Raw genomic sequence first — 25,745 nt, forward strand, 5'->3', positions numbered from 1 at the left:
ATGAACGCCACCCTGTCCGCACGGCTGCACGTCACGGTCCGGCTACTGATGTACGCCCGGCTGCTGCTGCTCGCGATGGCGGTCGTCCTCGTGCCCGACGAGCCGTTCACCTCGGCGCTGCTCGTCCCGATGGGCATCGTCGCGGTCATCTCGCTCACGGTGGCGCAGCTGCCGGGCCGGCTGCTGCCGCTGCTGGCCCGCAGGCCCCTCACCCTGGCGGTCGACGCCGCCGCGGCCTACCTGGTCCTGGAGCCCGCCGGCGCCTTCGGCCCGTTCTTCCTGTTCAGCGTGGTCACCTCCGCGCTGGCCGGAGTGCTGTACGAGTGGCGGGGCCTGCTGTTCGTCTGCGCGCTGCAGGTCATGCTGTACGACTGGGCCGCCCGGTCCATCCAGAGCGTCGGCATCCAGGCGGTCGTCGCCCTGCCGGTCTTCTACCCGGTGGCGGGGTGCGTCGGCGTCGCCGTGCACCGCCTGCTCCAGCAGTACGCCGAGGCGGAGGAGGCCCGCCGCGACGCGGAGGTGGTCGCGGCGTCCGCGGAGGAGCGGCTGAGGCTGTCCCGGGACATGCACGACTCCCTCGCCAAGACGCTGCACGGGGTCGCCCTGTCGGCGGCGGCCCTGCCGGCCTGGGTGCGCAAGTCCCCGGCCCGGGCCGAGCAGGAGGCGGAGAACATCGCCTCCGGCCTGAAGATCGCGCTGGCGGAGGCCAGGGAACTGATCGCCGGCCTCCGGGACGGCCACCAGGACCGGCCGCTGGCCGAGGCCGTACGGCGGATGACGGCGGAGTGGGCGGCGAGCACCGGAATCGCGGTGGAGGTCGGCGTGACCGACGACGTACGCCTCCCACCCGTCCGGCGCGCGGAGACGCTGGCGATCCTGAAAGAGGCGCTGACCAACATCGAGCGCCACGCCGCCGCCGAGACCGTGCGCGTCACCCTGACGGCGGACGACCGCGGCGCCGAACTGTCGGTGCGGGACGACGGCAAGGGCTTCGCGTGCCCGCCCGACATGGCGGACCTGACGGCCGCGCTGGCACGAGACGGTCACTACGGCGTCGTCGGGATGGCGGAACGGGCCAGGCGGGTCGGTGGCCTGCTGACCCTGGCGTCCTCACCCGGCGACGGAAGCATCCTCACGGTCAGCCTGCCGGAGGTCAACGGAGTACGGGAGGCGGTTCGATGATCAGCGTCATGGTGGTGGACGACAACCCGGTCGTGCAGATGGGGCTCGTCGCGCTCCTGGAGACCGCCGACGACCTCAAGGTCGTCGCGACGGCCCGTGACGGCCGGCAGGCCATCGACGTGGCCCGGCAGCTCCGCCCGGACGTCGTCCTGCTCGACGTGCGCATGCCCGACGTCGACGGGATCCGTGCCGCCGGCCCGCTGTCGGCGATCAGCCGGGTGCTCATGCTGTCCTACAACGAGGACCCCGCGTCGATCCGCGACTCCATCCAGGCCGGGGCGTGCGGTTACCTCGTCCACGGATCCTTCTCCCCGGACGACCTCGTCACCGCCATCCGCGACGTCGTGGCGGGCCGTGCCAACCCGCTCTCCGCGGTGGCGGCCCGGGTGGTGGTGGAGTCCCTGCAGTCCCGGCCCGGCGGGCCACCGGCCGGATGCGGAGGGCTGGGCCTGTCCACGCGGGAGGTGGAGGTCATGCGGCTGATCACACAGGGACGCTCGAACGTGGAGATCGCCGGCGAGCTCGTCCTGTCCGAGAAGACCGTCAAGAACCACGTCAGCCGCATCTACGCCAAACTCGGGGTCCGTACTCGGGCCGCGGCGATCGCCCGCTGGCTCGGCACGGCGAACTCCTGAGGGCGCACGGCGCCTCGGCGGCGCCGCGGCCGTCGCCGGGCGGCGCCTGCTCCCGCCGGGTCAGAAGGGGGCGCCCTCCGGGCGCTCCGCCGGCTCGGCGCGCTCGGCCATGGCCGCGGCGAGCCTGGCCCGGGCGCCCTCCAGCCACTCCTCGCAGATCGCGGCCAGTCTCTCGCCGCGCTCCCACAGCGCCAGGGACTCCTCCAGCGTCAGGCCGCCCGCCTCCAGGCGTCGTACGACGTCCGTCAGCTCGTCACGGGCCTGCTCATAGGACAGCTCCGGTTTCTCCTCCGCCACGGTCCCCACCCTAGGGCCTGTCTCGAAGTCCCCATCCGTAGCGAGCGGTGTCCAGGTGGTGCGTCGCAAGACGGAGAAGGGAGGCAGCCTGGTTTTGGCTGCCGACCGACGACAACGCGGCGAGGCGCCGCCTGGGCGCCGCGCAGTAGGACAGCGGGGCTTTGAGACAGGCCCTAAGGGCAGGCCGCGTCCGGTACGGCCGGGTGCCGGACGCGCGCCGGCGCGGCGGTCAGCCGGACAGGTTTCCGACGATCAGCAGCAGCAAGAAGAGGACGAAGATCGTCGGAAAGACGTAGGCCGCCGGCCGCTGGAACACCGAAGGCCCCGGGTCCGCGGGCGGCCGGGCGCCGGCGACGGCCGGCTGCGGCGCGGGAAGGTTCGCCACCTTGCCGCGGGCGATCAGGTTGAACAGCAGGAAGAACGGCGACAGCACGATCGCGCCGATGCTGCACCAGCCACCGGCCAGCGTCTTGGCCGTCTGCTTCCGGAAGGTCGCCAGGCCGCAGTCCCGGCAGAACGGCCCGCTCGCCGTCCAGATCGTGTGCATGACGACCGCGCCGACGACTCCGCGGAACGTCGCCGGAGCCGCGGGCCCGTTGCCGCAGACGCGGCACGCCGGCCCGCCGAACGCGGACGGGTTCCCCATCGGCGCCGAGTGGCCCTGGGGTGGCGCCTGCCGGTAGGCGGCCGGCGGTCCCTGGTATCCCTGCGCGGGATCGGCGGGCTGCTGCCCCTGGTACGCCTGCTGGTAGCCCTGACCGGCCGGGTACGCCCCGGGTTGCGCGGGCGCGGGCGGGTATCCCTGCGGCGCCTGGTAGGGCTGCTGGTACTGCTGCGGGGCGGCGTACTGCTGGGGTGAGGCGTATTGCTGTGGGGCTCCGTACTGCTGCGGGGCGGCGTACGGGGGGGTCGGCTGCTGTGGGTGGCCCTGGTACGGCTGCTGGCCGTAGGGGCCGGGAGCGGGCGGCTGGTACTGCGGGGGCTGGGTCAACGGGGGTCCTTTTCGAGATCTCGGGACCGTGCCGCCGTCCGCGGTCAGCCCGAGTGCAGGTGATCCAGTGGCAAGAGACCATCTTTGCCGCTTGTGTGACGGATGTGCATCCGGTTCGGCCGAGAGTACGCGGTCACACCGCGTCGACGCGCACCGTGATCCGGCCGTCCTTGAACCGCACCAGCAACTCGTCGTCCTTGCGGACGTCCGCCGCCGCCCGCACGACGGACTCGTCGGGGCGCTGCGCGATCGCGTAGCCGCGCTCGAGCGTGGCGGCGGGGGAGAGGGCGACGAGCCGGGCCCGGGTGTGGGACAGGCCGTCGTCCGCCCGGTCGAGCGCCGCGGCCAGGCAGCGCCGGGCCCGGTCGCGCAGGGTCGCGACGCCCTCCGCCTGCCGCTCGATCTCCCGTGCCGGGTCGGCGAGGGCGGGCCGCGAGCGCACGCCCGTCAGCCACTGGACCTCGCGTTCGACCCGCCCGGACAGGCAGCGGCGCCCCCGGTCGCGGAGCTGGCCGATGAGCGCCAGCTGCTCGCGGACGTCGGGAACGGTCTTCTTCGCGGCGTCGGTCGGGGTCGAGGCGCGCACGTCGGCGACGTAGTCGAGCAGGGGGGTGTCCTGTTCGTGGCCGATCGCGGAGACGACGGGCGTACGGGCGGCGGCGACCGCGCGGACGAGCGCCTCGTCGGAGAACGGCAGCAGGTCCTCCAGGGATCCGCCGCCCCGCGCGATGATGATCACATCGACGTCGGGTGCGGCGTCCAGCCGGTGCAGCGCGTCGATGATCTCGCCCACCGCGTAGGAGCCCTGCACGGCGGTGTTCTCGACCGTGAAGCGGACGGCGGGCCAGCGGCGGCGGGAGTTCTCCAGCACGTCGCGTTCGGCGGCCGAGTCACGGCCGCAGATCAGGCCGATCGTGCGGGGCAGGAACGGCAGCGGCCGCTTGCGCTCGGCGTTGAACACCCCTTCGGCGGCGAGAAGCTGCTTGAGGCGCTCGAGCCGGGCGAGCAGCTCGCCGACGCCCACGGGGCGGATCTCGAACGCCGACAGCGCGAACGAGCCGCGGTTGATGTAGAAGTCCGGCTTGGCGTGCACGACCACGCGCGCGCCGTCGACCACGGCCGGGCCCGCGTTGTCGCACACGGCGCGGGGGCAGGTCACCCGCACCGAGACGTTCGCCACCGGGTCGCGCAGGGTGAAGTACACCGTGCCGCCCCGGCGGTTGAGCTCGGTGATCTGGCCTTCGACCCAGATCCTGCCCAGCTTGGCGATCCAGCCGCCGACGAGCTGCAGGACGGTACGGACCGGGGTCGGCGACTCCGGCGAGGACTCCAACGCCATGACGGGAAGCCTAGCCATACTTCGTCACTCGATATATGGTTCGGTGGCATGAGGTCGATGAGCGAACCCACCTACTTCATCCTGGCGGCGCTCCTCGACGGTCCCCTCCACGGTTACGCGATCATCAAGCGCGCCGAGGAGCAGTCCGGCGGCCGGGTGCGACTGGCGGTCGGCACGCTGTACGGCGCGCTCGACCGGCTCGCCGGGTCCGGCCTGATCACCGTGGACCGCGAGGAGACCGTCGGCGGGCGACCCCGCCGTTATTTCCGGATCACCGAGGACGGCGCCGAAGCCGTCACCGAGGAGGCGCGACGCATGGCACGAGCGGCCAGGATCGTTGTCGGGCGACCCGGGACGGCGCTGTCATGAGCGAGCGCGTCGTGAGCGGCGCGGGGGACGGCCGCGCGGAGGCGTGGTACCGGCGCCTGCTGCGGGCGTACCCACCCGCCTACCGGGGCGCACGGGGAGGAGATCGTCGGGACGCTGATGGAGGTCTCGGCGGACCGCGGAAGGCCTTCGGCACGCGAGTGCGCGGGCCTGGTCGGCGGCGGCCTGGCGGCCCGCCTCCGCGAGCGCACCACGCGATCCGGGCCGTGGTGGGCCGACGGCCTGGCCCTCGGCGCCTTCCTGGTCGCCCTGGCCGACCTCTGCGGCGACCTGACGATGGTCGACGGGGACGTCTGGAACTCCTACACGCCCTGGGTGATCGGCTCCGTCGTCCTGTTCCTGGCCCTGCTGCGCGGCCGGCTCTGGGTGGCGCTGCCGGTCGCGCTGCTCGAGGTCTACCAGATCAACCGATCGTTGATCGGCGGTGACTCGGTCCTCCACGTCGTGCCGCAGTTCGGCCCCGACTACGGCACCGGGGAGACCGTCATACGGTACGGCGCCGTCGTGGCCGCCCTGGTCATCCTCGCCGTCCTCGCCGTACGCGGCTCGTTCAGGCCACAGAGCCGTTCGTGGTGGTGGCCGATCGTCGTGGCGATCGTGTGGGCGGCCTGGCACACGCACCTCCCGATGGGCGCCCACGACGTGACGTTGTGCTCGGCGGACGACGTCTGCCACGTGGCGCGGGTCGCCGTCGACGTTCCGCTGTTCGACCTGGCCCGCACCGGGCTGACGATCCTCCTGCTGTCCTGCGGAGTCTGGGCGACGGCGGTGACCCGGGATCTGCGCTGGGCGCTCGCCGGCGCGTTCTTCCTGTTCACGAGCGTCGGCGTGCACGCATCCCTTGTGCCGGCCGGGAATGCCGGCCCGGTGATCCTCGTGACCGTCTTCCGGGGCCTCCAGATCGCGTTGGTGGCGGCGATGGTCGTCACGGCCCGGCGAGGCGCCCGCGCTCGGGCCTGAGCCGCCGGAGCCCTCAGCGGGTGCGGGAGGCGTGGCGGGCGAGCGCGGGCAGGGGGGCCGCGACGGCGAGGAAGACGCCGGCCACGAGCAGCCAGCCGCGGGCGCCGAAGGCGCCCAGCGCAGACGTGAAGATCGCCGGCGCCGCGATCTGGACGGTCGCGGTGGCCGCCTCGCTCACCCCCTGGTAGGCGCCCTTGGCCTCCTCCCGCATGAGGGACACCGACAGCCCCCAGCCGGCGGCGACGTACCCCAGCTCTCCGGCGAGGTGGAGCAGCGCCGCGGCGATCACGACGACGGCCGCCACGAGGCCTCCGCCTCCGGCGGTGGTGGCCAGGAGTGCGCACGCGGCCGCGAGCGCCACGCCCGCCCACGAACCGGTACGGGCGGCGCTCGCGGTCGTCCGCGCCAGGCGGCCGGCGGGCACCTGAAGGAGCGCGATCCCCACCGAGCTGATCACCACCACCGCGCCGCTCAGGGACAGCGGCAGGCGCGTCGAGTGCGAGATCCACAGCGGTAGCCCGGTGGACAGCATCGCCCAGCACAGGGAGAGGACCGCCGACACCGCCATCACGGTGACGTACGGGCGGTCGGCCAGGGCGGCCCGGGCGCCCGGCCGGGAGCCCTGGGACGCCCGGCCGGGGGACGGGTGGGCCGGCGGCCGCCTGGCCGGTTCCGGAACGGCCGCCGTGAGGGCGGCCAGGACCGCGAAGCTCACCGCGTTGCCCGCGATCGCCAACAGGTACGCCCCCGGGCGGTCCGCCGACTGGACGACGGCTCCGAGGCCGGCGCCGATGGCGTAGCCGATGTGCTGGACCGATCGCTGCGCTCCCAGCGCCGTCAGGCGGGCCTCGGTGTCCGGGACCAGCGCCGCGACCAGGGCCGTCCGTACGGCGGTCCCGCCGTTGGCGAGCGCGACGAACACCACGGTGACCAGGAGGAAGCCCCAGGCGCCGTCGACCAGCAGGTAGGCGGCCATCGCGGCGCCCCGGACGACCGTGACGACGACGAGGACGGCGCGGGGGCTCGCCCGATCGGCCAGGGCACCCAGGGGGACGGCCGCCGCCAGGCCCGCCCCGCCCGCGACGGCCATGCCGGCGCCGACGATCGCCGGGGAGAGGTGGAGCACCCGGGTGAAGTACAGCGCCCAGATCGTGAACCACAGGCCGTCGCCGAGGGCGGAGATCCCCCGTCCCCACAGCAGGCGGCGCAGGCCGGCGGTGACCGGAGCGGTGACCTCGGGCGATGAGACGGCGACCACGGACGACCACCTTTCACGATTGCGTTAATGGTGACCGTAGTTCCCGGAGATCGGCTCGACAAGCATCCTTCACGCTTCGGTGTATCGTGAATGCGTCGAGAAAGAGGTGTCCCATGAGCGGATGGCTTGACCCCGAGGACCCCGTCCTCGGCGCGGTGACCTCGCTCGCGCGGGAGCTGGCCGACCCGATCCGCCTCACGGCGCTGCAGGTCCTCGCGGCCGAGGGGCCGCACACCATGAGCCAGCTCGCCGACGCGCTCGGCGTCTCGGCGCCCCGGCTCGGCAACCACCTGGCGCGGCTGCGCGCCGCCGGGCTCGTCGCCGTAGAGCACTCCGGCCGGCACGCGACCTACCGCGTGGCCGAGGCCGGGATCGGTGAGGTCCTCGCCGCGCTGACCCGCTTCGCGCACGGCGGGGCCGCCGACACCCGCCCGCGGCCCCGGGCAGGCGCGCAGGGCCTCGCCCGCACCTGTTACGACCACACGGCGGGCCGGCTCGGCGTCGCGGTGTTCGCCGCGCTGGTCGACCGGGGAGCCCTCGTGCCGCCCGACGGACGCACCGCCGAGCTCGCCCTGGGGCCGGAGCGCTCCCCGTTCGCCGAGCTCGGCGTCGACCCGGACGCCGTGCGCGCCGGGCGTCGCAAACTGGCGACGGCCTGCCTGGACCGGACCCAGCGGCTCCCGCATCTCGGCGGCGCGCTGGGCAAGGAGGTCCTCGACGCCTTCGTCGAGCGGGGACTGGTCGAGCCGCGACCCGGCACCCGCGACCTCCAGGTGACCGAACGCGGACTCCGTGAGCTGCCCGCGCTGCTGCCCGGCTTCCGTTCGGCCTGAGGCGCGCGTACCTCCCCTGCGGGAATGCCGGGGAAGGCGGGGCCGTTCTTATGCTTAGCCAAGCTAACTTAGGCTGGCCGAGCGATGAGGAGGGGCGATGACCGACCCGCGGACACTCGCCGACCAGATCAACCGTGGGCTCCGTGACCTCGTGCTCATGCTGCGGCGGGTGAGTCTCGGCCAGTCGATCACGACCCAGCAGATGGCGGTCATGGGCTCGCTGGAGGCCGGCCCGCGCCGGATGTCCGACCTCGCCGCCGAGCACGGCGTCCGGCTACCCACGATGACCCGGCAGATCGGGCGTCTCCTGCGAGACGGGCTGGTCGTCCGCGGCCGGAACGCCGACGACGCGCGCGTGGTCACCGTCGAGCTCACCCCGGCCGGCACGGAGAGGCTGCTACGCGCCCGCGAACGGCGCATCGACCACCTCACCGAACGACTGATGGCGCTGAGCGAGGACGAGCGGGAGACCATCGAGGCCGCCCTGCCCGCGCTGGCCAAGCTCTTCGCCGACTCCTGAGGAGGACCTTCACGACGCGGTACGGCCGTGGCCGGGCCGCCCGGCCACGGCCGTCTGCGCGCGCCGAAGGGTCAGGCCTGGCCGCGGAGCTTGGCGATGCGGTTCTCGAACATCCGCAGGAACTCGGCGCGCGCCGCGTGCGCCCGCTCGTAGTCGCGCAGTTCGTTGATCTGCCGCGCGTTCAGGGTGCGCAGCCGGGCCCGCACGGAGGCGATGGTCGCGTGGTCGTAGTCGGCGATGGGCAGCTCCCGGCCGGCCGTCGTCCCGGCCTCGGCCTGTGGCGCGCCGGTGGTGGGGGCCTTCTCCTCCGTGGCCGGAGCCGGCGAAGACGCGGGAGCCTTCGCCGGAGTCGCCGTGCTCCTCGCCGACGGCCGCCTGGTCGCCGTCTTCGGCTCCGTCGCCGCCGGCCCGGTCGCCCGGCCGCCCCCACTTGCGCCGGCCTTCCGGCTCGGTCCGGCCGGCTTCGCGGGCCTCGTCTCGGCGGTCCCGGCCCGGCGGGCGGCGGCCGTGTCCGACGGGACGGCAGGGGTGGTGCCCTTCGCGCGGGACGGAGCGGTGGCCCGGCCCTTGGCCGGAGCGGCCGTGGAACGCGTCGGCGGCTTCGGGCGCGGCGTCGCGGGGCGCGTACGGCCCGCGGCGGCCGCCGGCTTGCCGACGGCGATCTCCGGGCCCGCCGTGGCCGGGGCGGCGCCCTCCTCGGCCTCCGTCCGCCCGTCGGACGTGACCAGCCCGGTGACCTTGCCCACGACCCGGCCGGTCAGGTCCTCCGCGTCGTCGATCAACCGGCCGAGCACCGGCGCCAGACCCGACTCCCGGGCCTCCTTGTAGTCCTTGCGGACCCGGTCGGTGAGCAGGAGAGCCTGGCCGACGCCCATCACGGCGAGCCGTGCGGCATGGATGGGAAGCTCGCTGACGGTCTCCCGGACGTGGTCCTTAAGGCGGCGCGGCGATGGTGTCATCGTGTGTTCAGCTCCCTCCAGCCTCGCGGACGCGGACTGGTCGGTATGACGATCTGTCATCCACCACTCTGCCCTACGGCGCGGCACCGTTCACGCGCCGTCGCCGGGTTTTTCTCCGCCCGAAACCGGTGCCCCCGGATCACACCTACCATGGGACACATGACTCGTCGGGTTCTTCTGGCCAAGCCGCGCGGCTACTGCGCGGGTGTGGACCGCGCCGTGCAGACGGTCGAGCTGGCGCTCGAGCGCTACGGCGCGCCCATCTACGTCCGCAAGCAGATCGTGCACAACGTCCACGTCGTGAAGACCCTCGAGGAACGAGGCGCCGTCTTCGTCGAGGAGACCGAGGAGGTGCCGGAGGGCGCGATCGTCGTCTTCTCCGCGCACGGGGTCGCCCCCGTCGTTCACGATGAGGCCGCCGGACGCAGCCTCCGTACGATCGACGCCACCTGCCCGCTCGTCACCAAGGTGCACAAGGAGGCCCGGCGCTTCGCGACCGACGACTACGACATCCTCCTGATCGGCCACGACGGCCACGAGGAGGTCATCGGGACGAGCGGCGAGGCCCCGGAGCACATCCAGCTCGTCGACGGCCCCGGCGACGTCGCGAACATCGAGGTACGCGACCCGGACAAGGTCGTCTGGCTCTCCCAGACCACTCTGTCGGTCGATGAGACCAAGGCCACCGTCGAGGCCCTCCGGTCGCGGTTCCCCAAGCTCCTCGACCCGCCGTCGGACGACATCTGCTACGCCACCCAGAACCGCCAGGTGGCGGTGAAGGAGATCGCCGCGGAGTCGGAGCTCGTGATCGTGGTCGGCTCGCAGAACTCCTCCAACTCCAAGCGTCTCGTCGAGGTGGCCAAGGACCACGGCGCGCAGGCCGCGTACCTCGTCGACTACGCCGAGCAGATCGACCCGGCGTGGCTCGAAGGCGTCGCCACGGTGGGACTGACCAGCGGCGCGTCCGTTCCGGAGGAGCTGATCCAGGGCGTGCTCGCCCGTCTCGCGGAGTACGGCTTCGACACCGTCGAAGAGGTCGAGTCGGTCCGCGAGCGGATGGTCTTCGCGCTCCCGCACGAACTCCGCCGCGACCTGCGGTCGGCCTGAGGCCTGTCGCGAAGCTCCGCTGTCCTACGGACGGGGACTCCGAGACGGGCCCTAGCCTTCGTCCTCGGACTCCGTGGTCTCGGTGGACGGGGCCTTCGCGGCCGGAAGCCGTCCGGGGCTCTCGTCCCACCGGACCGGGTCCTCGTCCGTCGCCCTCCGGCCGCGTCCGCGGTCGCGCAGCGCGGTGCGCCCGCGGAACGGATTGTCGGCCGCCACCCGGGTGCGCAGGTCGCGCAGGTTCGCGGGCAGGCCTCGCGGAACCGCGATCAGCACGACGAGCACCGCGCCGAGGAACAGCCACGGCACGCTCGACGTGAGCTTCGCCGCCAGGGTCACCACGACGCTCACCAGGAAGGACTTCTCCCCGAGCGAGACGGTGACCGCCGACAGCAGGCTCACCAGGAAGAAGAGCAGCGGCGGGCTCACCACGAGCGTGAGCAGGTCCGTGCGGCGGGTCGCCGAGACCGCCAGCAGACATCCCGCCACGAACAGCACGCCCTGCGCCGACCGCAGCCCGAACAGCCCGCCGACGACCGCGCCGAGCAGCGTGCATCCGAACACCACGACCGCACCGCCCCGGCCGGTCAGCGTCACGGCCGAACGGGCCCGTGAGCGCCCCGCCGGAGACGCGGGCGGACGCCGCTTCTCCCGCCCGCGCGGAGCGGGGACCGTCTCGGGGTCCCCGCGCGTGTCCGTTGCCACCAGCCCGCCCCAGAGTCGACAGTGCCTCGCTCCACGGTAGCCCGTTCAGCACGCCGCGTCTCGCGACACGACGTCAGGGCAGCAGGCGGATCTGGCGATCCTGTTCGGCGTCGTCGGCGAGTTCGGCCGCGGAGGGCGAGCGGGCCGGCTCCTCGACCGGCGCCGGGTGATCGAGCTCGGCGTCGGTCACGCCCAGCTCGTTGAGCCTGCGGGCGGTCACCAGGACGCGGCTCTCCAACGACCCGATCGTCCGGTTGTAGGCCACGACGGCGTTGGTCAGGGACCTGCCGAGCTGGTCGACGTGCCGGCCGAGCGTCCCCAGCCGGTCGTACAGCTCCCGGCCCAGCTCGAACACCGCCCGGGCGTTCTCCGACAACGCCTGCTGCTGCCAGGCGTAATGCGCCGTGCGCAGCATGCTGATCAGGGTGGTGGGCGTGGCGATGTGCACCCGGCGGCGCATCGCGTACTCCAGCAGGCCGGGGTCGCGGTCGAGGGCCGGCGCCAGGAACGCCTCGCCGGGAACGAACAGCACCACGAACTCCGGCGCCGGGCTGAACGACTGCCAGTACGCCTTGGCCGCCAGACGGTCCACGTGCTCGCGCAGATGCCGGGCGTGCGCGTCCAGGCGGGCCTCCCACACGTCCGGTCCGTCCGCACCGGCGGCGTCGAGGTACGCGGCCAGGGACACCTTGGAGTCGACGATGATGTTCTTGCCGCCCGCGAGCCGTACGACCAGGTCGGGACGGAGACCGTTGCCGGCGGTGGCCTGCTCGTCGAAGTCGCAGTGCCGGGTCATCCCGGAGATCTCGACCACGCGGCGCAGCTGGAGCTCCCCCCATCGCCCGCGGGCCTCCGGCCGCTGCAGCGCCCGTACGAGCGTCTGGGTCTCCTGGCGGAGCTGGTCGGAGCTCTGCCGCACGAACTCTACCTGCTTGGCCAGCATGGCGTGCGACTCGCGCCGCCCGGTCTCGACCTCGCGCAGCTGTTCCTCGACCTTGCTCAGCGTGTCCCTGAGCGGGGCGATCCGCCGGTCCAGCTCCCCGGCGGCCTCGGCGTTGGCGGTGGCCAGACGGCTGCCGGCCAGATCGAGGAAGCGCTGGTTGCTCGCGTCGAGGGCCTGCGCCGAGAGTGCCTGGAACCGCTCGGCCATCCCCTGCTCGACGTAGGCGAGCTTCTCCTCGGCGGCCCTGGCCCGCGCGGTCACCACGGCGGTACGGCTCTGGGCCCAGGCGACACCGAGCGCCGCGCCCAGCACCAGACCGATCACGAGCCCGAGGAGAACGTCCATGTCCGCATCGTGACAAAGCAGCACGAGAAAGTCGGCGCGACGCGCGGACGAGCCGCCACCCCGGTCGGGGCACCGTACCGATGACCGACCGACGACACCGGCCGTACGACCCGCTCGGCCGCGCGGAGCGGCGGTCGCGCGGCGCGGGGCGCGGGCGAGGAGGCGGCGCGTACGGCGCGCTCGTGGGGGTCGCGTGGAAGGGGCCTCCGCCGGGCCGCGGTACGGCGGGGAACCGAGCGTACGGCCCGGCTACGGGCGCCGCGCGGAGGAGCCGTCGCGCGGCGCGGGGCGCGGGCGAGGAGGCGGCGCGTACGGGCCGCTCACGGGGGCGTGCGGGCCGCCCGGGCGGTCCCGGCGGGCCCGTAGACTCTGCGTCCGTGAGCCTGTCCATCGGAATCGTCGGGCTGCCCAACGTGGGCAAGTCGACGCTGTTCAACGCGCTGACCAAGAACACCGCTCTCGCGGCGAACTACCCGTTCGCGACGATCGAGCCGAACGTCGGTGTCGTGGCCGTGCCCGACCCCCGCCTCGACGAGCTGGCTAGGCTGTACGACTCGGCCAAACTCGTGCACGCCACCATGCAGTTCGTCGACATCGCCGGCATCGTGAAGGGCGCCTCCGAGGGGCAGGGGCTCGGCAACCAGTTCCTGGCGAACATCCGCGAGACCGACGCGATCTGCCAGGTGATCCGGGTGTTCGACGACCCGGACGTCACGCACGTCGACGGCGACGTCGCCCCGCCCCGCGACATCGAGACCATCAACACCGAGCTGATCCTCGCCGACCTGCAGACGCTTGAGAAGGCCCTGCCGCGCCTGGAGAAGGAGGCGCGGACGACCAAGGACCGCGACAAGCTCGCGGTCGTCGAGGCGGCCAAGGCGGCGCAGAAGACGCTCAACGACGGCGTGACACTGTACGCCTCGGGCATCGACCCGGCGCCGCTGCGTGAGCTGCACCTGCTGACCGCCAAGCCGTTCCTGTACGTCTTCAACGTCGACGAGGACGAGCTCGGCGACGAGGCACTGCGCGCCCGCCTGCAGGAGCTGGTCGCCCCGGCCGAGGCCATCTTCCTCGACGCCAAGATCGAGTCCGAGCTGATCGAGCTGCCCGACGAGGAGGCCCTGGAGCTGCTGCAGTCCACCGGGCAGGAGGAGCCCGGCCTGCTGCAGCTCGTCCGCGTCGGCTTCGACACGCTGGGCCTGCAGACGTTCCTCACCGCCGGGCCGAAGGAGGCCCGCGCCTGGACGATCCGCAAGGGCGCCACCGCCCCGGAGGCCGCGGGTGTGATCCACACCGACTTCCAGAAGGGCTTCATCAAGGCCGAGATCGTGTCGTACGAGGACCTGGTGGCCGAGGGCTCGGTCGTCGCCGCCCGTGCGGCAGGGAAGGCCCGGATGGAGGGCAAAGAGTACGTCATGCAGGACGGTGACGTGGTCGAGTTCCGGTTCAACGTCTAGCAGGGCAGACGAACCTCGCTGTCCGGTAATGTTCCGTCGGCTACCGAGATGTCCACAACCGCGCGGCGGGACTGTGCATCCTCGCTCGAGGCTGGAACAATTGACCGCCGTGGTTAAGGTGGTAAACCGAACTCGACCAGACGGATAGACGGCGCGCCGATCCCGGGCGGTGAGGCGCGAGCGGAGGCATGATGGCTCGCAGGTCGTCCGGCGTTGTAGACGCCGGCGCGTCCGGTTACCCGCCGGGCGGATTCTCGTCCGGCGACCCTTGGGACACGACGGAGGAGAAGGGACGCCGCGGCAAGCGCCGCGGCGGTTCCGACGGTGGCGGCGGTGACCGCCGTGGCTGGGGCGGATCCGGCGGCCGCTGGTTCATCTATGTCGGACGGGTCATCCTCTGGGCCTTCCTCATCGTCGTGCTGGTCAACGGCATCCGTGCGCCCTTCGAGCGGTTCACCGAGAACCGCTCCACCACGGCCACGACCGGCGATACGGCGAAGCCGAAGTTCCCGGAGACGGCGGCCTCGGCCTACGCCCTGTCATTCGCCGAGGTCTATCTGAATTACGACCAGGCGAACGCCGCGGAACGGCAGCGGCAACTCGCCCAGTTCATCTCCGGCGGGATCGACCCGCAGCTCGGCTGGGACGGCACCGGCAAGTCGGTACTGCAGTCCGCCCACGTGGCCTCGGTGCGCGCGAGCGACACCGAGCACGGGGTCGTGACCCTCCTCGCGCGGGCCAACGGGCGGCTGTTCCAGCTGGCCGTCCCGGTCTACGTGAAGGACGGGGCGATGGCGATCACCGGGCGCCCCGCCACGCTGCCGCCGCCCGCGACCGCGTCGGTTCCCCCGGCCGCCCAGGACCGCGACTCCGGGCTGGAGAACGACCTGCAGCAGCCGCTGAACGACTTCTTCAAGGCGTACGCCGCCAGCGACGCCGGCTCCCTCCAGCGGTACTCTGACCCGCCCGTCACCGGGTTGGGCAACACCGTGACGTTCGGTCAGCTGAAGGAGGTCACCGCCCCGCGTGGTGACGCCGCCTCCCGAACCGTCACCGCGACGGTCGTCTGGCAGATTCCCGCCGGTCAGGGGAAGACGTCGGGTGGCACGCTCGAGCAGACCTACCAGCTCGCAATGGTGAAGAAGGCCGCATATTGGTTCGTCAGGGACATTCAAGGTTCCCCGCTTCCGGCCGGATCCTGACGTCCCGGCCGGACCGTCCCCAACGCTACGATTCACTCCCCGACCAAGGAAGGCCAGCCCGATGATGCAACACATGCTGGCGATGCTGCCGCATCATGTGGAGGCGGCGCCTGCCAACGGCCTGGACACCGACAATCTCGCCAAATGGCTGCGCGACATCTTCGGGCCGTTGTTCCTGGTCGTCGTCTCCATCGTCGCGATCTTCTTCCTGTTCACACGGGAGATCACGCGCTTCGTGCAATTCATCCTGCTCGCGATCGGCATTGGAGTCATCTTCTACGTCCCCAACATCATCGAGACGACGGCCAAGGCGATCGCGACCGCCCTTGGCATCAAAACGAGCTGAACCCGGCCGGGGTCGTCCTGGTCTAGTCATGGCTGGTCTCAAATAGGGGAGTGGGGCCCGGGTGGATCTGCCTACGTACACCAATATCTGGCGCATCGAGAAGCGGCTGTACAAGCTCTACGACCTACGGCTTCCGATGCCGCTGCCGTTGGTGCAGATCGGGGTGTTCGTCGGTGTCTTCCTGCCATGGATCATCCTGCTGCAGGTGGTCGGCCTGCCGTTCCACGCGCCCTGGCACGTCGTCTACCTGGTCCCGCCCGGTGTGCTCACCTGGCTCGCCACCCGGCCCGTCATCGAGGGCAAACGCCTCACCGAGCTGCTGATCTCCCAGATCCGCTACCTCACCGAGGCGCGCACCTGGGCGCGTCTCACGCCGATCCGGGAGCCCGGTGAGGTCGCCATCGTCGGCCGGATCTGGCGGCGAGGCCACCTGGCCGGAGACCGGATGCACGTCGCGGGGACCACGGAACAGCCCGCCGAGCTCGCGCCCGCTCCCGAACGCGACGCGGCGCCGGCCGCGCCGCCCTTCCTCGAGTACCCCGGGACCGGGGCCGATCAGCTGCCCTCCGGCGTGTCCCGCCGCCCCGCCGCGGAGCAGCCACCCTTCGGCGCGGCGCGCCGGCCCGCCGCCGCACAGCGTCCGCAGGCGCCGAGCCTGCAGCCGACGCCGCACGACGGCACCACCGTCGTGCCCTCGTCCGGGTCCGGTGACCGGCGGCTCACCCCGGCCCCTGTGGAGCCGACCCGTCCGCAGCCGGTGCGATCCGAACCTCCCTCCCGGCCCGACACGGCGCGACCCGCCCGTCCTCAGCCGACGGCGCCCCAGCCCGTCCCCGGCCTCCCCGCGGCCTCCGACCCGCCGGCGGCACCGCGCACGCCGGTCTTCCCGGGCATCCCGGCCAGACCGACCCCACCCGCGCGGCCGGAGACCCCCGCCGTGCCCGCCGCACGGGCCGCCGGTCCGGAGTCGCCCGCCGGCGAGGACGGTGACCGGCGCGTCGCCGAGCGTGGACGGTCCCAGGAGAGCCCCCCCGGCGCCACCCTCCCCGGGCAGGGCAGGGAAGACGACACATCGCACCGGCCGACGCGGCAACGCAACATCTCGCACGAACCGGAGGCCCCCGCCGCGACCTCCCGGCCGGTCCCGCCCACGCTGGGACGGCCGGCGGAGCCCTCCGCGGCCGAGTCCACCGGCCCGGCCACCCCGGCCCGTCCGGAGGCCACGGCCCCTCAGGAGACGCCGGAGCGTCCGGATTCGTCGGCAACGTCGGCGAAACCGGCCACGGCGGGTCCCCACGGCCCCGTCGGCAGGCACCCCGACGCCTGGGCCCCGCCCGCCTCCGACCGCGGAGACGCCCGGCGGCCGGAGGGCGCGACGCCCGCCGAGCGGCCGACCGCCCAGCCACCGACTACTCAGCGACCGGATGCCCAGCCACCGGCCGGTCAGCCACCGGTGCAGCCACCGGCCGCTCAGCGACCGGATGCCCCGGCACCCGCTGCCCGACCGGAGGCCGACGCTCGTTCCGCCGATCCGGAAGAGAGCGACCGGCCGGACCGCTCGACGAGTCAGGGAGAGGCCGGGGAGGGGATGCTCCCCGCGTCGGTGATCTCGCTGCCGCCCGGACGGCACGCCAAGACCGCCGACGGCTCCGCGGCCGCACGCGCCACCGAGCCGCCGGCCGGGGACGGCGATCCGGCGGCTCCCGCCGGACGACCGCCGGCCGAGGCCGAGCCGGAGCGCGAGAGGGCGACTGCGGACCAAGCGGCTCCGGACCCGGCGAACGACCGTCCTGCGGCGGACCGTCCTGCGGCGGCGGACCGTCCTGCGGCGGCGGACCGTCCTGCGGCGACCGATCGGGATCCGGCAGGGCCGAGCGACGACGAGGAGGAGATCGCCAAGGCCCGCACCGACCAGATCGTGTGGCCGACCCCATCGTGGCGTGGCCCGGCCCCGCGACCTGAGGCCGGTTCCGTCCCACCGCGCGAGCCGTCTCCCGGCCGCCCGGACCGGCCCGCGGCAGCGGCCCGAGGCCGTTCGCACGGCGAGGAGGCCCCGCCCTCCCCGGAGACGCGGCCGGCCGCCGCACGGGACGCAGGGTCCCCGGCACCGGGCTGGACCCCGCCGGCGCCCGGGCGGCCGGCGACGCCGCCCGCCTCCGACCGGCCGGCGACGCCCCCTGGTCCCGGGCGATCGTCGACGCCCTCCGTGCCGCCCCGCGCTCCGGCGGCCGGGCATCCGTCGCCCCGCACCACGCCACCCCCGTCCGGCTCGCCCGCGGTCCCTGACAGATCACCGGCCCAGCCGCCCCGGACACAGCCGGCCAGACCCGCGCAGGTGCCGGCGGCCCGGCAGGCCCGCCCGCCGGCCGTCTCGCGGCCACCGGCCGCGCCCCGGCCGGGCGCGGAGCAGTCCTGGCAGGGCCGCCCGCAGGCCGCCGGTGCGCCGCCGGAGTCGCCGGCGCGCGCCGTCCGTTCCGGTCCGGCCTCACCCGTGCGCCCCGGACCGATGCCGCAGGTGACCCACGAGGACGAGGGACGCGACGACGACGGCCGAGGCCGCAGGCGCATGTTCGCGGGTGGCGGCGGCAACGGCGACGGCGACTACGAACAGCGCGTACGGACCGCGTTCGCGGGCGCCCGGCGCGTCGTCGTGCTCGGCTGCACCGGAGGCGCCGGCCAGACGGTGACCGCGCTCATGCTCGGGCACACCTTCGCCCAGCATCGTGGTGACCGGATCGTGGCGGTCGACGTGAATCCCGGCCCCGGCGCCATGGCCCGGCGGACCCGGAGCGAGACACGGGAGACGCTCACCTCGCTGATCGCCCACGCGGAGCAGGTCTCCGGCTACCAGATGATGCGCCGGTACACCTCCATCTCCAAGTCCGGGCTGGAGGTCGTCGCGGCGGGCAAGAACCCCGTCCAGGCGCTCGACGACCGGGACTACGCCCTCGCGATGCGGACCCTCGACCGGTTCTACTCGATCACGCTGCTGGACGCCGCGGCAGCCGTGGTCGCCCGCGTCCTGCCGTACGCCGACCAGATCGTGCTCGTCGCGCCGGCCAGCTCGGACGCGCCGCGCGCGGTGGCCATGACGTTCGAGTGGCTCGACGGCCACGGCTACGAGGACCTGCGCTCCCGCGCGGTCACCGTGATCAACGGGGTGAGCCGCCGCAGCATGGACGACGTCGAGCAGGCCGAGTCGGTCGCCAGGGGCCGCTGCCGCGCCCTCGTGCGCATCCCCTGGGACGACCACCTCAGCCTCGACCGCGCTCCGCGCAACGAGTTGCGTTCGCTGCGGGCTCCGACCCGCAAGGCGTACATCGCGCTCGGCGGGGTCGTCGCGGGCGGTCTCGTCCAGACGCCGGGGCGCTACCCCCAGCAGGAGGTCTCCCGATGAGCCGGCGTCGTCCGGCGCGCGCCCGTTCGGGGCGGGGCACCCAGTGGGCCGGCGGGGGCGTCCCCGCCGGCGCGCGCGGTGTGCCGCGACCGCCGGACGGCGGCTCCGGGACGACGGCCGTCTCTTCGGCGGGACCTCGCCGGGCAGTGCTTGATCATGTTTTCAGTACGAACGAGGAGTAACCGATGAGCAGGGCGTCCAAGGCCCGCAGCCGGCTGGCCGTACGGTATTTCGACGATCGGATCCTCCTCACCGACAACGCCGCCTGGGCGTACTTCCGGTTGCCGACCGTCTCCTACGAGTTCACGACGAACGAAGAGCGCGAGGCGCTCGCCACGAACATCACCATCGCGCTGGCCGGCATCCGTATGCAGGACGCCGAGATCCACCTGCGAATCGCGCACCGCACGTACCCGGCCGCGGAGTGGGCGCTCGCCCTCGACGAGACCTCTGACGGGGGACCGGGCTGGCGGGAGTACCTCGAGGAGATGTACGCCCACGTCTGGTCCAAGGACTTCTGGACCAAGGAGGTGTACCTCGGGGTCCGGCTCGGCCAGCGCGGCGTGGGCGCCCAGCTGTCCGGAGGCGCCTTCAAGCAGATGTTCGGCCTGTACAAGCGCAGCGAGGAGGTCCTCGGGCTGCACGACGAGGCGATCCCGGAGAAGGAGATCACCCGCTGGACCGAGCAGGCCGAGCGGCTCGGCCGCTCCCTCGGCGGCAGCGCCCTCTACGCCCGGCACGCCTCGTCTACGGAGATCGCCTGGTTGTTCCAGCACGCGGCCACCGGCGCCCTGACCGATCCGCCCCCGTCGGCCACCCCGCGCCGTACCTGGGGGGCCGGTGAGATCGAGAGCCTCGTCGAGGGCACGATCGTCAACGGCCGCTCCAACCTCCGGATGGAACAGCCCGACGGCTCGTCGTACGTCGCGTACCTGTCGTTCGCCCGCTTCCCGGACCTGATGCCGTTCCCGGACGGCGAGCCGTGGATGCACTTCGCCGACGCCCTGCCCTTCCCCGTGGAGGTCTCGGCGCGGATGAAGCTCGTTCCGCCCGCCAAGGCGTCCAAGGACGTCTCCCGTAAGCTCGCGCACGCCCGCGACATGGATCAGCACATCCGCGAGGCGGGTGCCGAGGCGCCCATCGCGCTCGCCGAGCAGATCGACGCCGCCCGCATGCTCGAGCACGGCATCACCAAGGAGCGCCTGCCCTTCGTCTACGGTTGGCACCGGCTCATCGTCTCCGCGCCGACCGAGGAGCTCCTGCAGCAGCGTGTCGACGCCGTCGTCGAGCACTACCGCGACCTGGGCATCGACATCGTCTGCTCGACCGGCGACCAGTTCTCGCTGTTCTGCGAGTCGCTGCCCGGCGACCGGATCCGTGTCAACGCGTACGCCCAGCGGCAGCCGCTGCGGACGATCGCCGGTGGCATGCCCACCGCGACGGTCGACCTCGGCGACCGGCGGGAGGACACCTCCTCTTCGGGCTGGGTCGGCCCGTACATCGGGGAGACGCTCGGCCGTGCCCGGTCCATCGTGCACTTCGACCCGCTCGTCGCCGCGGCGCGCAACCGTCCCACCGCGGTCGCGATCACCGGTGAGCCGGGTGGCGGCAAGACGACCCTGGCACTCCTGCTGCTGTACCAGATGGCGCTGCGCGGCGTCACGATCGCCGCCATCGACCCCAAGGGCGACGCCGAGTCCCTCGTCGAGCTGCTGCGCCGCCGCGGCCGCCGCGCCCGCGTCCTGCCACTCGGATCCGCCGCTCCCGGCCTCCTCGACCCCTTCAGCTTCGGGGACGACCTCGCGGCCAAGAAGACGATGGCCACGGAGACGCTCCGCCTGCTGCTGCCCCGCATGTCCGAGGAGCGCGAGTCCGCCATGATCCAGGCGGTCGGCGCGGTCGCCAACCAGCCGCAGCCCTCACTCGGCAAGGTCGTCGACTATCTGGACGCGTCCGACGACCCGGCGTCGAAGAACCTTGGCGCGGTGCTGCGCTCGATGTCGGAGATGCGCCTCGCCCGCCTGTGCTTCGACCCGTCCGGCGGTGAGCGGATCGACACCGCCGGCTGGACGACGGTCTTCACGCTCGGCGGCCTGACCCTGCCGGACGTCGCGATCAACCGCGAGGACTACTCGTACGAGCAGCGCCTCTCGGTCGCCCTGATGTACCTCGTGTCGCAGTTCGCCCGTCGTCTGATGCACGGCCTCGACCGCCACCTCCCCAAGACGATCTTCCTCGACGAGGCGTGGGCGATCACGCAGACGCCCGAGGGCGCCAAGCTCATCCCGGAGGTCTCCCGGATGGGCCGCTCCCGGAACACCGCCCTCATCCTCGTCTCGCAGAACGCCGGCGACCTCCTCAACGAGCAGGTGACGAACTGCCTCTCGTCCGTCTACTCGTTCCGTTCGACCGAGCGCAACGAGGTCGGCAACGTCATGGCGCTCCTCGGGGTCGAGAACTCCGACGAGCACCGCGCCGTGCTGCGCAACCTCGGCAACGGCGAGTGCGTCTTCCGTGACCTCGACGGCCGCGCCGGCCGGATCGGCGTGGACCTCGTCTCCGAAGAGCTCCTCCGCTGGCTCGACACCAACCCGACACGCTCCAAGCCCGGCGAAATCAGTGCGGACCAAGCGCCGGACCCGCATAGTGGGAACGAGCGACCATCCCGTCCCTCCACCGCCCCCCGCGACCCCGCCACAGAGGTCACCCAGGAGGTCCCCCGATGAGGGTGTCAGGCGTCCGTCACCGCCGACGACGACAAACGGCGAAGGGCACTCCCCGGGGAAAGCGCCGATCGCTCCTCGTCCTCGTGCTGATGGCGGTGTTCGTCCTCAGCCCAGTGGGCATCGCGAGCGCCGGGCCGCCTGACAACAACCCCAACAATGCCTGCGCCCCGGCGGACCATCCGTCTCCGGAACAGTACGGTTCGGGCATCGACGGGATGGTCCGGCCCCCGAACTATCCCAGCGACCAGATGAAGGCCGCGGATCCGAAGCAGCTCAGCTACTACGACAGGTACGGCACCGCCGGTCAGACCTGGTATGCGGTGGACATGGGCTGCTCGGACGCCATGGCGATGGTCGGTAACTCGGTCTCCAACGTGGTGTTCACACTCGCGAAGGCCTTCGACCGGACGACCATCACCATTTACCAGGCGGCGGCCTCGGAGTCTCTGCTCGGCTGGCTTAAGAAGACCGTCGACGGTGTCATCCACAGCATGGGGAACACCTTCGGGGCCAAGTACTGGTCCTGGGTGGTCATCCTGGGGGCGCTCTGGCTGGCTTGGTGGGGGCTCATCCGCCGGAGGGCCAGCAGGGTCGCTGAAGGAACGATATGGATGGTCGTCGCCATGGTCGGCCTCCTATGGCTGATCGGCAGACCCGGGGACTTCACCACTCTTGGAACGAAGGTCTCCGACGGAGCCACGGCGGCGTTCAATGCCGCTCTGCCGCAGAGCGATGCCAGCACCTCCTGCCTCCCAGATGGCCAGAAGGCGCCGAACCCCGCGCAGAACGACGCGGTGACTCGAAACGCCAACGGCCTCTGGGTCACGCTCGTCTGCAAGCCATGGTTGATGGGGGAGTTCGGTACCGACGACCCAAAGAACCAGGTGGTCCAGCAGTACGGTGCTCGCCTACTGGCTTCGCAAGCAGTGGATCTACACGAAACTTATTCGGATCAGAAGCCGGATCTCAATAAAAAAGGCAGTGACTACGAGGCGGTCGCAAAAGATATCAAGAGCCAGCAGCCGGGCATCTATTCCCTATTCCAGGGTAAGAACTGGACCTCCCGGCTGGCGGTAGCGTTCGGTGCTCTTCTAGCGGCCTTGGTGGCCGGATTGTTGGTCCTGGTCATCGCGGTCATGTTGATCATCCTGAAGATTTCGTTCCTGCTGCTCCTCGTCGCAGGGCCGATCTTCCTGGGCATCGGCATCCATCCGGGCATCGGCCGCGTCATCGCGGTCCGCTGGTTCGAACTGCTTCTGTCGACGCTCCTCAAGCAGGCGGCGTTGATCGGAGTGCTGGCGCTCCTGCTGTGGTGCTACGGCCTGGTCATGGCCGAGAGCCTGCCGTGGGGCCTGCAGATCCTGCTCATCTCCCTCGTCACGCTGGCGGCCTTCGTCTACCGGAAACCCTTCCAGCACCTGTTCGCCGCGGTCGGTTACTCCGCCGTCGGCTCCCGCAAGGGCGAACAGGAGGTGGAGATGGCGGTCCGGGAGACGCGGAAGCGGACCACCGCGGTCGCGACCGCCGCCATCCCCAGTGCCGCCGGGTACCGGCTCGGCCGCTGGGGCGGCAAACGCGACTCCGGCGCTCTGGCCGGTGCCCCGACCCTGAGGGGGGACGAGGCGGCCGACTTCGACACGGCGGGCCGCGAAGTTGTCGGCGCCTCCGACCGGCGCGGACGCGCGGCGCAACTCGCCGCGAAGGCGGCCGGGGCGGCGCGGGGCAGTGCCCCTCCGCTGAACCTGTCGCCGCGCGCGCAGGCAGCCGCGCCGGCCGCGCGGGCGAGCGGCGGTGGCCTGTGGAGTCCGCGTCCGTCCGGATCCGGCGGCACGGCCCGTCCGCCGGCTCCTCGTGCGCCACTCGACTCGCCCTCCCGCGAGGAACAACGGCCGAGCGCCGCCGGAGGCGGCTCGCGACCGCCTTCTGCACCCACCGGACCCAGCTGGGGCGCCGCCGGCAAGACCGACGCGGGCCAGGGATCCGGTACCCGCACACCGCCTCGCCGGTCGGCCGGCGGCGGTGAGAGGGGAGGCCGTGGCCGTACGGGCGGCGGCGAGAAGAGCGGCGCCGACGGCGGAGGCACCGGCGGGACCGGCGGCGGGCGGAGCCGGCTCGGCGGAGGATCCGGCGGTCGTACGACTCCGCGACCTGAGTCGGGCGGCGCGAAGAAGGCTCCTCCGGCACGCGGAGGAGCATCGGGAGCGCGGCCCGACCCCGCGTCCACGAGCCGAAGGCGTGAGGAGACCCGTTCGGAGGGCAAGGCGCCGCCGCCGCTCTGGTCGGACAGGTCACGCCAGGACGGTCCGTCCATGCCGTTCTGGCTCCGCCCGGTCAAGCGTGAAGAGGACGACGAACAATGAGGGGCCGATGGACCTGACCGATCGCCAGCGCAAGATTCTGTTCGCCGTGCTGGTGGCGCTCCTCGCCGCTGCGGGGGTGATCCTCACCATCGGTAGCGGGAGCGGGAGGCACAAAGGTTCGGCGCACAAGAGCGGCTCGGTGGCCGCCCCGTCGCCGTCCACGCCCACGTTCTCCGCTCCGGGTTTGGCGGGGCCGCCGCCGAGCGGGGGCACCTACGATATCTACTCGCTGATGCCGTTCACGCAGAAGGACTTCAGCGCGGCGGCCGACGTCGCCCGTCGTTTTGTCATCGCCTACGGCACCTACCGGTACGACGAGCAGCCGAACGCCTATCTCGGACGGATGCAGGGCCTGGTCACCACTGATCTGTTGGCACAGCTGCAGCGTGACTCGTCGGTACCGGGCTTGCTTGACCAACGAAAGCAGGACAGGGAGGTCTCAACCTCCGACGCGCATCTGGACTCGCTCCGCGATATGGAGAAGGACCAGTTCATCTTTCTCGTCACCCAGACGCGGCATGTCAGTAAGGGAGAGAGTGCGCCCAATGACAGCAAGGAGCAGTACGCCGTCACGGTGACGAGGTCAGGTGGGGGCTGGGTCGTCTACGCCTTCGACCAGGCCAACGTGGGTGACAAGTGAAAGGAAAGAAATGAAGCTTCGCCGGCACCTGCGGCTCGGCGTCGGCTCGGGGGGACGGAACGACGGCCGTCGTATTATCTCTCTTCTTCATTTCACGCGGTCGGACCAAGGCGCGGTCCGGTTGCCGATCATCATCGCCGGAGGCGCTGCGGCGCTATTCTTCATGAGCCTAGTGGCTATTCCACTGTTCTTCGGCGCGAATAATCTTTTCCAGAACATGAGTGGCGCAAATTGCACGGACACGTCCGGTGCCGGGTCGCAGCCTCAGCAGTCCAGCGACGCGAACGGGATTCCGTCCAACTATCTGGAGCTCTACAAGAAGGCGGGTCAGCAGTACGGCATCCCCTGGAACGTGCTCGCCGGAATCGGGTGGGTGGAGACCCACCACGGCCAGCTGAAGGCGCCCGGCGTCTCGAGCGGCGAGAACTATGCGCATGCCGGGGGCCCGATGCAGTTCATCCCGGGTACGTGGGCGCAGTTCGGAGTCGACGGGAACGGCGACGGCAAGAAAAGTCGCTATGATCCGGCCGATGCCATTCCCGCCGCTGCGCGGTATCTGAAGCACAACGGCGCTCCGCAGAAGATGCGCAGTGCCATCTTCATGTACAACCACCTGGTGTCATACGTGAACAACGTCCTGTCCTGGGCGAAGAAGTACGCTTCGGGGAACTTTGACGTAGTCCAAGCCAACGGCCCGAGCTGTTCCGATGTGAACGGCGCTCCGGTCGCGCCGAGCGCGGTGGCCGCAAAGGTCATCGCCTACGAGAAGGCGCAGATCGGCAAGCCCTACGTCTATGGTGCGACCGGTCCGAACAGCTTCGACTGTTCCGGCCTGACGATGTCCGCCTACAAGAGCGCCGGCGTCACCATTCCTCGTCTCTCGGACGACCAGTACTGGTGGGGGGCGCTGGTTCCCCGAGGGCAGGAGCAGCCGGGCGATCTCGTCTTCTTCGAGTACCTGCCGGGACACACCGGCCCTGGGCACGTCGGTACGGTCTACAACCCGCAGAAGGGCATCATGATCGTCGCACCGCATACCGGCGACGTCGTCAAGTACCAGAACTACAAGACCTACCCGGGTGGTGCCGTCGGTTTCACCCGTCCAACGGCGCACAACGGTCACAACGGCCCGACCAAGAGGCTCTGAGTGCACGGTGAG

At 72.0% G+C, this 25,745-nt stretch carries 22 protein-coding genes; 15 read left to right on the top strand and 7 right to left on the bottom strand.

Features of this window, described 5'->3' with window-relative positions; all coding sequences use genetic code 11:
* Entirely contained in the window at nucleotides 1–1,182 is a 1,182-nt protein-coding gene (locus tag NE235_RS12810) for a sensor histidine kinase (RefSeq protein ID WP_252802214.1), read from the top strand.
* Complete coding sequence (locus tag NE235_RS12815) at nucleotides 1,179–1,817, top strand: response regulator (RefSeq protein ID WP_252802216.1); 639 nt, start codon at nucleotides 1,179–1,181, stop codon at nucleotides 1,815–1,817. The genes NE235_RS12810 and NE235_RS12815 overlap by 4 nt, the downstream gene beginning before the upstream one ends.
* 60 nt (nucleotides 1,818–1,877) lie before the next feature.
* Here NE235_RS12815 and NE235_RS12820 read toward each other — a convergent pair whose 3' ends face one another.
* From NE235_RS12820 to xseA, 3 genes are all read right to left on the bottom strand, one after another.
* Nucleotides 1,878–2,114, bottom strand: a complete 237-nt coding sequence (locus NE235_RS12820) for an exodeoxyribonuclease VII small subunit (protein WP_252802218.1) — start codon at nucleotides 2,112–2,114, stop codon at nucleotides 1,878–1,880.
* A gap of 229 nt (nucleotides 2,115–2,343) precedes the next feature.
* On the bottom strand, nucleotides 2,344–3,105 hold the full coding sequence (locus NE235_RS12825) for a hypothetical protein (RefSeq protein WP_252802220.1): 762 nt from the start codon (nucleotides 3,103–3,105) through the stop codon (nucleotides 2,344–2,346).
* A gap of 133 nt (nucleotides 3,106–3,238) precedes the next feature.
* A complete protein-coding gene (gene xseA, locus NE235_RS12830) occupies nucleotides 3,239–4,444 on the bottom strand; it encodes an exodeoxyribonuclease VII large subunit (protein ID WP_252802222.1) in 1,206 nt (401 codons plus the stop codon).
* A gap of 48 nt (nucleotides 4,445–4,492) precedes the next feature.
* On the opposite strand from xseA, the gene NE235_RS12835 reads away from it, so the two are divergent.
* Nucleotides 4,493–4,813 (top strand): PadR family transcriptional regulator, encoded by a 321-nt coding sequence (locus NE235_RS12835; RefSeq protein ID WP_252802224.1) that lies wholly within the window; start codon nucleotides 4,493–4,495, stop codon nucleotides 4,811–4,813.
* Nucleotides 4,814–4,930: 117 nt separating this feature from the next.
* Complete coding sequence (locus NE235_RS12840) at nucleotides 4,931–5,791, top strand: hypothetical protein (RefSeq protein ID WP_252802226.1); 861 nt, start codon at nucleotides 4,931–4,933, stop codon at nucleotides 5,789–5,791.
* Between the two features lie 13 nt (nucleotides 5,792–5,804).
* On the opposite strand, the gene NE235_RS12845 is transcribed toward NE235_RS12840, so the two are convergent.
* Nucleotides 5,805–7,049, bottom strand: coding sequence for an MFS transporter (locus tag NE235_RS12845; protein WP_252802228.1), 1,245 nt, complete (start codon nucleotides 7,047–7,049; stop codon nucleotides 5,805–5,807).
* A 113-nt stretch (nucleotides 7,050–7,162) separates the two neighbouring features.
* Here NE235_RS12845 and NE235_RS12850 point away from each other — a divergent pair, with 113 nt between their 5' ends.
* Both NE235_RS12850 and NE235_RS12855 read left to right on the top strand, forming a co-directional pair.
* Nucleotides 7,163–7,882: an ArsR/SmtB family transcription factor gene (locus NE235_RS12850; protein ID WP_252802231.1), complete on the top strand. Its 720-nt coding sequence runs from the start codon at nucleotides 7,163–7,165 to the stop codon at nucleotides 7,880–7,882.
* 97 nt (nucleotides 7,883–7,979) lie between these two features.
* Nucleotides 7,980–8,402, top strand: a complete 423-nt coding sequence (locus NE235_RS12855) for a MarR family winged helix-turn-helix transcriptional regulator (protein WP_252802233.1) — start codon at nucleotides 7,980–7,982, stop codon at nucleotides 8,400–8,402.
* A gap of 71 nt (nucleotides 8,403–8,473) precedes the next feature.
* On the opposite strand, the gene NE235_RS12860 is transcribed toward NE235_RS12855, so the two are convergent.
* The gene (locus NE235_RS12860; protein ID WP_252802236.1) at nucleotides 8,474–9,361 is read right to left on the bottom strand and encodes a hypothetical protein; all 888 of its coding nucleotides are present in this window, start codon (nucleotides 9,359–9,361) and stop codon (nucleotides 8,474–8,476) included.
* Between the two features lie 159 nt (nucleotides 9,362–9,520).
* Here NE235_RS12860 and NE235_RS12865 point away from each other — a divergent pair, with 159 nt between their 5' ends.
* Nucleotides 9,521–10,468, top strand: a complete 948-nt coding sequence (locus NE235_RS12865; protein WP_252802238.1) for a 4-hydroxy-3-methylbut-2-enyl diphosphate reductase — start codon at nucleotides 9,521–9,523, stop codon at nucleotides 10,466–10,468.
* 51 nt (nucleotides 10,469–10,519) lie between these two features.
* Here NE235_RS12865 and NE235_RS12870 read toward each other — a convergent pair whose 3' ends face one another.
* Nucleotides 10,520–11,062 (bottom strand): DUF6542 domain-containing protein, encoded by a 543-nt coding sequence (locus NE235_RS12870; RefSeq protein ID WP_252802240.1) that lies wholly within the window; start codon nucleotides 11,060–11,062, stop codon nucleotides 10,520–10,522.
* Between the two features lie 181 nt (nucleotides 11,063–11,243).
* On the bottom strand, nucleotides 11,244–12,458 hold the full coding sequence (locus NE235_RS12875) for a DNA recombination protein RmuC (RefSeq protein WP_252802242.1): 1,215 nt from the start codon (nucleotides 12,456–12,458) through the stop codon (nucleotides 11,244–11,246).
* A gap of 377 nt (nucleotides 12,459–12,835) precedes the next feature.
* On the opposite strand from NE235_RS12875, the gene ychF reads away from it, so the two are divergent.
* From ychF to NE235_RS12915, 8 genes are all read left to right on the top strand, one after another.
* Entirely contained in the window at nucleotides 12,836–13,915 is a 1,080-nt protein-coding gene (ychF, locus tag NE235_RS12880) for a redox-regulated ATPase YchF (protein WP_252802251.1), read from the top strand.
* 191 nt (nucleotides 13,916–14,106) lie between these two features.
* Nucleotides 14,107–15,117 carry a conjugal transfer protein gene (locus NE235_RS12885; protein ID WP_252802253.1) on the top strand — a complete coding sequence of 337 codons (1,011 nt, stop codon included), beginning with the start codon at nucleotides 14,107–14,109 and terminating at the stop codon, nucleotides 15,115–15,117.
* 73 nt (nucleotides 15,118–15,190) lie between these two features.
* Entirely contained in the window at nucleotides 15,191–15,463 is a 273-nt protein-coding gene (locus NE235_RS12890; RefSeq protein ID WP_406567571.1) for a hypothetical protein, read from the top strand.
* Nucleotides 15,464–15,524: 61 nt separating this feature from the next.
* The gene (locus NE235_RS12895) at nucleotides 15,525–18,860 is read left to right on the top strand and encodes a TcpE family conjugal transfer membrane protein (RefSeq protein ID WP_252802255.1); all 3,336 of its coding nucleotides are present in this window, start codon (nucleotides 15,525–15,527) and stop codon (nucleotides 18,858–18,860) included.
* Nucleotides 18,861–19,045: 185 nt separating this feature from the next.
* The gene (locus NE235_RS12900; RefSeq protein ID WP_252802257.1) at nucleotides 19,046–21,586 is read left to right on the top strand and encodes an ATP-binding protein; all 2,541 of its coding nucleotides are present in this window, start codon (nucleotides 19,046–19,048) and stop codon (nucleotides 21,584–21,586) included.
* Between the two features lie 89 nt (nucleotides 21,587–21,675).
* Nucleotides 21,676–23,946 (top strand): type IV secretion system protein, encoded by a 2,271-nt coding sequence (locus NE235_RS12905; protein WP_252802428.1) that lies wholly within the window; start codon nucleotides 21,676–21,678, stop codon nucleotides 23,944–23,946.
* A gap of 7 nt (nucleotides 23,947–23,953) precedes the next feature.
* Nucleotides 23,954–24,586 carry a hypothetical protein gene (locus NE235_RS12910; protein WP_252802260.1) on the top strand — a complete coding sequence of 211 codons (633 nt, stop codon included), beginning with the start codon at nucleotides 23,954–23,956 and terminating at the stop codon, nucleotides 24,584–24,586.
* Nucleotides 24,587–24,596: 10 nt separating this feature from the next.
* Nucleotides 24,597–25,733 carry a C40 family peptidase gene (locus NE235_RS12915; protein WP_252802262.1) on the top strand — a complete coding sequence of 379 codons (1,137 nt, stop codon included), beginning with the start codon at nucleotides 24,597–24,599 and terminating at the stop codon, nucleotides 25,731–25,733.
* The last annotated feature ends 12 nt before the right edge of the window (nucleotides 25,734–25,745 follow it).

Origin of the sequence: Actinoallomurus spadix, from assembly GCF_024055725.1 — a bacterium.
Taxonomy (GTDB): Bacteria; Actinomycetota; Actinomycetes; order Streptosporangiales; family Streptosporangiaceae; genus Actinoallomurus; species Actinoallomurus spadix.